General features: G+C 37.7%; 7 protein-coding genes. 5 read left to right on the plus strand and 2 right to left on the minus strand.

From position 1 onward, the window contains the following. Position 1: 1 nt before the first annotated feature. Complete coding sequence (gene ycaC / locus MKL36_RS17930; protein WP_000046156.1) at positions 2-628, minus strand: isochorismate family cysteine hydrolase YcaC; 627 nt, start codon at positions 626-628, stop codon at positions 2-4. 277 nt (positions 629-905) lie between these two features. Here ycaC and MKL36_RS17935 point away from each other — a divergent pair, with 277 nt between their 5' ends. The 5 genes from MKL36_RS17935 to MKL36_RS17955 all read left to right on the plus strand — a co-directional run bounded on the left by MKL36_RS17935 (position 906) and on the right by MKL36_RS17955 (position 5,502). Beyond that, on the plus strand, positions 906-1,778 hold the full coding sequence (locus tag MKL36_RS17935; RefSeq protein ID WP_000713965.1) for a pirin family protein: 873 nt from the start codon (positions 906-908) through the stop codon (positions 1,776-1,778). Positions 1,779-2,217: 439 nt separating this feature from the next. After that, positions 2,218-3,516, plus strand: coding sequence for an NAD(P)/FAD-dependent oxidoreductase (locus tag MKL36_RS17940; protein ID WP_031945458.1), 1,299 nt, complete (start codon positions 2,218-2,220; stop codon positions 3,514-3,516). A gap of 4 nt (positions 3,517-3,520) precedes the next feature. Continuing rightward, on the plus strand, positions 3,521-4,348 hold the full coding sequence (locus MKL36_RS17945; protein ID WP_021510193.1) for an SAM-dependent methyltransferase: 828 nt from the start codon (positions 3,521-3,523) through the stop codon (positions 4,346-4,348). 8 nt (positions 4,349-4,356) lie between these two features. After that, positions 4,357-4,782 (plus strand): GFA family protein, encoded by a 426-nt coding sequence (locus MKL36_RS17950; protein ID WP_000114352.1) that lies wholly within the window; start codon positions 4,357-4,359, stop codon positions 4,780-4,782. An 18-nt stretch (positions 4,783-4,800) separates the two neighbouring features. Next, positions 4,801-5,502 carry a hypothetical protein gene (locus tag MKL36_RS17955; RefSeq protein ID WP_205665290.1) on the plus strand — a complete coding sequence of 234 codons (702 nt, stop codon included), beginning with the start codon at positions 4,801-4,803 and terminating at the stop codon, positions 5,500-5,502. Between the two features lie 31 nt (positions 5,503-5,533). Here the strand turns inward: MKL36_RS17955 and MKL36_RS17960 are convergent. Next, a protein-coding gene (locus MKL36_RS17960; protein WP_085944219.1) for an IS3 family transposase occupies positions 5,534-6,678 on the minus strand; the annotation gives its coding sequence in 2 pieces (ribosomal slippage) (positions 5,534-6,414 and positions 6,414-6,678; 1,146 coding nt in all). Positions 6,679-6,754 lie beyond the last annotated feature (76 nt).

Consider the following 6,754-nt stretch of genomic DNA (forward strand, 5'->3'; position numbering starts at 1 on the left):
CTTATTTTTGGCTAGTGTTGTGATTGTAACTTGAAATCAGGTTACGGTAGTCAGGGATATGATTTGAGAACAATGTGCCCAAACCTTCAATATCATTACGCCAGTCACGGTGTAATTCACACGCCATACCGAACCAAGTCATCAGCTGAGCACCTGCTTTAGACATACGGTCCCAAGCTGCATCACGTGTTAATTCGTTGAAAGTACCAGAAGCATCAGTAATTACGAATACTTCAAAGCCTTCTGCCAAAGCAGATAGTGCAGGGAATGCTACACAAACTTCAGTTACAACACCTGCAATAATCAGTTGTTTTTTACCAGTTGCTTTAACCGCTTTTACGAAATCTTCATTGTCCCACGCATTGATTTGGCCTGGACGTGGAATAAAAGGTGCATCTGGGTGAATTTCTTTTAACTCAGGAACTAAAGGACCGTTTGGACCAGTTTCAAAACTGGTTGTTAAAATTGTTGGAAGATTGAAGTATTTTGCTGCATTTGCAACAGCAAGTACGTTGTTTTTAAATTTATCCGGATCGATATCTCGAACTAAAGAAAGTAAACCTGCTTGATGGTCAACCAAAAGAACCGCAGCATTATCCTTGTCTAAGCGTACATAATCTTGAGCCATTTTTTATGTCCTCATGTTATCAAATTGAATAATCAAAAATTATTGGGTAGGTCATCAGTGCCTAAAATCATGCTAGATGAGTTTGTTGTCGTAATTAAGTCTAAAAAATAGGATTAAGAATTTTAAAAATAGGACGATCTCTTGAACAAAACATCAAAATTTATGATTGTCTCATAAATGCAATAATGTGTTGCTAATCCTGATCTATAAACTGCAATTATTGAGGCGTAAAATCAATCTCAGTTCAAGAAAATCCTACATATATAGGAGAGATCAGATGAAGAAATTTCTTGGTGCATATCAAAATAACCACATGCATTGGGTTGGTGATGGTTTCCCTGTATATAACCTGTTCTCTTATGACCGTTTAGGCCAAACCCTAAGCCCATTTTTGTTACTGGATTATGCAGCGCCTTATAACTTCTCACCAACCACCGAACAACAAGGTGTAGGTTCACATCCTCACCGTGGCTTCGAAACAGTTACTATTGCCTATCAAGGTGAAGTGACTCATAAAGACTCAAGTGGTGGTGGCGGAACCATTAAAACCGGTGACGTGCAATGGATGACTGCGGGTGCAGGGGTGTTACATGAAGAGTTCCATTCTCCTGAATTTGCAGAGCATGGCGGTCTTTTTGAAATGGTGCAATTGTGGGTAAATTTACCTTCGCATTCAAAAATGACCCCTGGAAAATATCAAGCCATTGAAGCTAAAGATATTCCGGACATTGCACTAGACGAGCACGGTAGTCATTTGCGTGTGATCGCAGGTGAATATGCAGATGCAAAAGGTGCAGCAACTACATTTAGTCCATTAAATGTATGGGACGGTAAATTGGTAAAAGGCCAAAAACATACCCTGTATGTACCTGAAGGGCATACTACCCTTGTTGTTGTGTTAGAGGGTGCGGTTGTGGTTAATGATACAAACCGTCTTGAAGGCAAAACTGTTGCGATTTTATCTCGTGAGGGCGTTGAGTTTAGCTTAAATGCTGAAGAAGACACTAAATTCTTGGTGTTGACTGGCCAACCACTGAATGAGCCAATCGAAGGTTATGGTCCATTTGTCATGAATACCAAAGCCGAGATTATGGAAGCGATTAACGATTTTAATCGTGGAAAATTCGGTTCAATCATGCAAGAAGGATAAATTGCTAAGCTGTGCTTAATGATCTTTAAAAGCAAAGTAATAAAAAGCCCGCTATCAAGTGTGAATAGCGGGCTTTTTCGCTGTAAAGTTTCTGTTTTTATGATGGATATCATTATTGTGTCGGCATTGTTTTGTGTGATTTAGTTCTCATTATTATGCCACCATGATACCGCAAAAAAAGATACTTGTAAAACGAATGATATAAATACAGTTAAATTATCTTATTTTATTTAAAAGAATTTTTTTAAATTTTTAAAAAATATAGATTTTTATACAGTCATCCTCTTTTGTAAAATTTTATGAAAAACTTTTGGGCTTATCTTTTAAAATTTTTCTATATAAATTGATGCAAAAAATAAAAATCTGGTAGTTTTTAATACGGTGTTTTTTTAGGGTATGAGTGATAATCAAAAAAATTCTCGAAAAATGGGACATCATTTTGGATATCGCAATTATTGGCAGTGGAATGGCAGGACTTGCAGCAGCAAGAATTCTGAAAGATGCAGGACATACAATCACGATATTTGAAGCACTTCCTGGCCGGGGAATGGACAGTCATAGCATTGAGTTCGATGGTGGGATTATTGATGCACCATTGCGTGTTATGAACCCGCATCTATGGAAAAATACACTCAGCCTTGCTGCACATTTAGGCATTAAAACCTTTCCGGTCCGTACCTATATGTCTTGTAGCTGGTTATTTGAAGATCGTACTGAAACATGGTTAACCACATCTCGTAGCCGTATTGGTAATTTCCCAATTATCAATAACCGTAAAGGTATCCAGCAATATGGCTGGCGTCTGGTAAAAGGGATGCTGCAATTAAAAACTGCGATTCACCAGTTCTTTAAATCTAAAAATCAAGATATTACTCTCGCTGAATTTATTAATCAGAACGATATTGAAGAAGTATTCTGGCATGGTGTAGTTATGCCGGTGCTTTATACGATTTGTACATGTAACCCAAAAACAATTGGTGATTGGCCTGCGAAAAACCTTCTTGAGTTTTTGCGTCATTTAACTGATGGTGACATGTTGTTGCGTATGAAAGGCGGTACACCTGCATTTGTAGACAGCCTAATTAAAGGCATTGATATCCATAGCGGTTCGGCAATTAAAAAAGTTGAGCTACAAGGTGAAAAAGTACTGGTCGAAAATGAAAAAGGTGACCAAGGTACATTTGACCGTGTTATTGTGGCGACACCAACATCTAAACTTGAAGAGTTCTTAAACCCTGAACAGTTTGCAGAAGATATGAATCTGCTTAAACAGTTCCGCTTTGAACAAGGCGACTTGGTTATTCATACTGATGCAACAGTAATGCCACCACGCCGTAAAGACTGGTCAGTGCTGAGCTATATGATGGATCGTAAGTTTACTCGTCAGCAGTTTACGGTTTGGATGAATGCCGTTGAGCCATCACTGGTAGGTAAAAATCCTGTATTCCAAACTTGGCGTCCAGTAGTTGATATTGACCCTAAAAAAGTCATTTCAAAAGTGACCTTAACGCGTGCAGTTGTAGACTCGCAAACCATTGCTTTAAACAAAGAGCTACAACAACGTCACTTACAACCAAACCGTAAAGTATTCTACTGTGGTTCATGGTCATGTGATGGTTTGCCAATTTTAGAGTCAGCAGTGACTTCTGCGATGCATATTGCTGAAATCTTAGGTGCACCTTTACCATTCGTGGGATTAAAGCCTAAGGTCGAAGTTGCCCCTGAACTCGGTTACTAAAATTGTGAAAGCAAAAGTTCGAGCAGCTCTTTCTCGATTTATCCCTCATAAATATGCAATTGATGCATCAAGTTTGGGGGATAGTGAAGAGCTTGCTTGGACAAACTTGGGTTTTTGGAAAAATACCCAAACCTACCGTGAAGCTTGTCGCCAATTGGCTGATCATTTGGCACAAGCTGTCAATTTAAATTCAAAAGATCATCTCTTAGATTTAGGCTGTGGGCAGGGCGCAAGTTTATTGCACTGGTTACAGCACTATCATCCTAAAAGCCTTAGTGCGGTTGAACTACAAGCTTCATGTGTTAATAAAATTCAAAAACTTATTCCTGAAATAAGCCAGATTTTCTGCGGTTCATTTTTAAATTTAAAACAATTTGAATTTAAACAACGCTTCGATGTCATTTTGTGTATCGATGCGGCTTATCACAGTCATTTAAATTCATTTCTAGATTCGGTTACGCCAGTTTTAAATTCAAAAGGACGATTAGGGTTTCACTACTTAATGCGTGCCGACTCATGCCAAAACATGACAGCCTTTCAAGAACAAAAGTACCGTTATTTACTTAAAGCAGCCGATGTCACTTGGGATGCCTTACTCACGGAAGAGATACTGAGAACTACCTTGGAACAACAAGGTTTTACAGATATTAAAATCGAAGATTTATCAGAACAGGTATTATTAGGTTTTTCACAGTATATTCAAAATCAACAAGCACAAAGCCATAACCGAGGGTTGGCAAATTTTAAAATCCAAATGACTGCAAAGTTATGCCAACAACTCTATCAAAATGGGTATGTACGTTATATTCAAATAACAGCAATAAAAAAATAGGGTGAGCCATGTCAGTTAAATATCAAGGATCATGTTTATGTGGAGCTGTGAGCTATCAAAGCGATGCAGAGCCACGTTATAGTTTTAATTGCCATTGTCGAGATTGCCAAAAGGCAACAGGTTCGGCCTATGCACCAATCGCTTTTTTTCATCAATCTGAATTGAAAATAAGTGGCGAACTAAAATATTTTGAGACATTAGGTTCTTCTGGTCGTCCCATTAAAAGAGCCTTTTGCCCGACTTGTGGTTCTCAACTTTTTGGCTTACCTGAACTTGTTCCTGAAATGATTTCAATACGCGCAGGCACTTTGGATGACCCAAGTCTCTATCATCCTAAAGCGGAGGTTTTTGTGAGCCAGACCTATGCTTGGGACATGCTGAATCCAAACCTTAAACACTTTGAAAAAATGATAGAGAAGAATAAAGAAAGGTAAGAAAAATAGCCAAAAAATATGATTCCTTTTTCTTTTAACTATCTCTGGATTTTCTTAATTGCTTCCTTAGGGAGTCTTGTTTTTTTTCTATTTGCAGTGGGCATGATTTTTAGTGCTAAATTACGCTCTGTGATTAGGAATAGAAATATATTAATTCGGCTCATTTTTTTATTGAGCTTTTTATGTTTATTGCTAAATATCGGTTTAGGTATTCTTTCAATTATTATTGATAATAAAATTAAAAAGAACGGCGAGGCTTTAAATAAAGTTCTTGTAAAAGACGAAAAAGTTTTAGGAATACCTATGCCTAAAGGTACTCAACTTGAGCTATATCAACCTAATCAGCTTGATTCATTTAGAAGAGCCACTTTTCCTCAACCTATTCAATTTGGAAACTTTCACGTCAATTCTATTAAAATTGCGAGAGGAATTGATATTGAGTTATTCAACGATAGGTCTATCACTTTAGAGGGTGAGGGTAAAGATCTGGTTGAAGGGTGGCCATGTGAAATTTCTGTCTATATAAAGGTTTACCTAGACAGAAATGCGAAAATTAATGGTCTTGAATACTGTTCACTTGCACAGCGGGTCCAATTAAATCATCTGGAAATAGAGCCAAAGGCAAATATAGAACGTTCAAAAGACCAGAAATATCCAGATGGTTTCGTTTCAAAGGATTTTTGGATAATTAGAGGTGGTCCCACATGTTTGAACAACTAAAAGCTTATTTATAAGTGATACTCTGCTCTAGTTAAGCTACCTTATTTTGTTGTGGTAGCTGGTCATAGTAAAACTCATCTGGAGTCATTTTGTCCAGACTCGAATGAGGTCGTTTCAAATTATAAAATTCAAAATATGCGTTTAATTGCTTCTTCGCATCCAAAACATTGCTGTAGGCTTTGAGATACACCTCTTCATATTTAACGCTCCGCCATAATCGTTCAACCATCACATTATCAACCCATCGACCTTTACCATCCATGCTGATTTGGATGTCATTTGATTTCAATACATCAATAAATGCATCACTGGTAAACTGACTGCCTTGGTCTGTATTAAATATTTCAGGTCGACCATATTTTTCAATAGCTTCATTTAATGTTTCTATGCAAAATGTAACCTCCATACTAATCGATACTCTATGCGCAAGTACCTTGCGGCTATGCCAATCAATCACAGCACATAAATAAACAAAGCCTTTTGCCATAGGGATATACGTTATATCCGTAGACCACACTTGATTACTGCGCTGAATAGCCAATCCTTTGAGCAGATATGGATATTTGCGGTGAGCTTGATTAGCCTGGCTTAAATTTGGTTTGCAATATAACGCATTAATGCCCATTTTCTTCATTAAAGTACGTGTATGACGTCGTCCTATATGATGTCCTTGACGATTCAACAAATCACGCATCATACGGCTACCTGCAAAAGGGTATTGCATATGTAACTCATCCATACACCGCATCAGCTTCAGATCTGATGCACTCACAGGTTTTGGGCGATAGTAATAACAACCACGGGAGACTTTCAGCAGCTGAGCTTGCTTAGATACTGAAATCTGAAGTGAGTCATCGATTAACTTTTGTGGTTGAAGCGGCCCAGTTTCTTCAACACACCTTCTAAAAAATCAATTTCTAATGCCTGCTCACCGATTTTTGCATGTAGTTTTTTTAGATCGATGGGTGGTTCTGTTGGAGCTTTTGATTGATCGAAAGCTTGCGAGGAAGCTGAAATCAGTTGATTTTTCCAGTCGATAATTTGGTTTTGATGAACATCAAATTCAGCACTCAATTCAGCAAGTGTTTTTTCTGCTTTAATCGCAGCAAGTGCTACCTTAGCTTTAAAATCATTTGAATGATTTCTTCTTGGTCTACGTGCCATAAAATACTCCATATATTGATGTTTATAACATCATTTGGGGAGCAAAATATCACTTATAAGTGTTGTTCAAATTTCCTGATCCACCTCT

It is taken from the genome of Acinetobacter sp. AOR12_HL, from assembly GCF_027855275.1.
Lineage (GTDB): Bacteria > Pseudomonadota > Gammaproteobacteria > Pseudomonadales > Moraxellaceae > Acinetobacter > Acinetobacter baumannii.

What these genes read in the sequence shown, in the direction of transcription:
- MKL36_RS17955 (WP_205665290.1), top strand. Translation starts at nt 4,801, where the DNA reads ATGATTCCTTTTTCTTTTAACTATCTCTGGATTTTCTTAATTGCTTCC.
- MKL36_RS17935 (WP_000713965.1), top strand. Translation starts at nt 906, where the DNA reads ATGAAGAAATTTCTTGGTGCATATCAAAATAACCACATGCATTGGGTT.
- MKL36_RS17950 (WP_000114352.1), top strand. Translation starts at nt 4,357, where the DNA reads ATGTCAGTTAAATATCAAGGATCATGTTTATGTGGAGCTGTGAGCTAT.
- ycaC (WP_000046156.1), bottom strand. Translation starts at nt 628, where the DNA reads ATGGCTCAAGATTATGTACGCTTAGACAAGGATAATGCTGCGGTTCTT.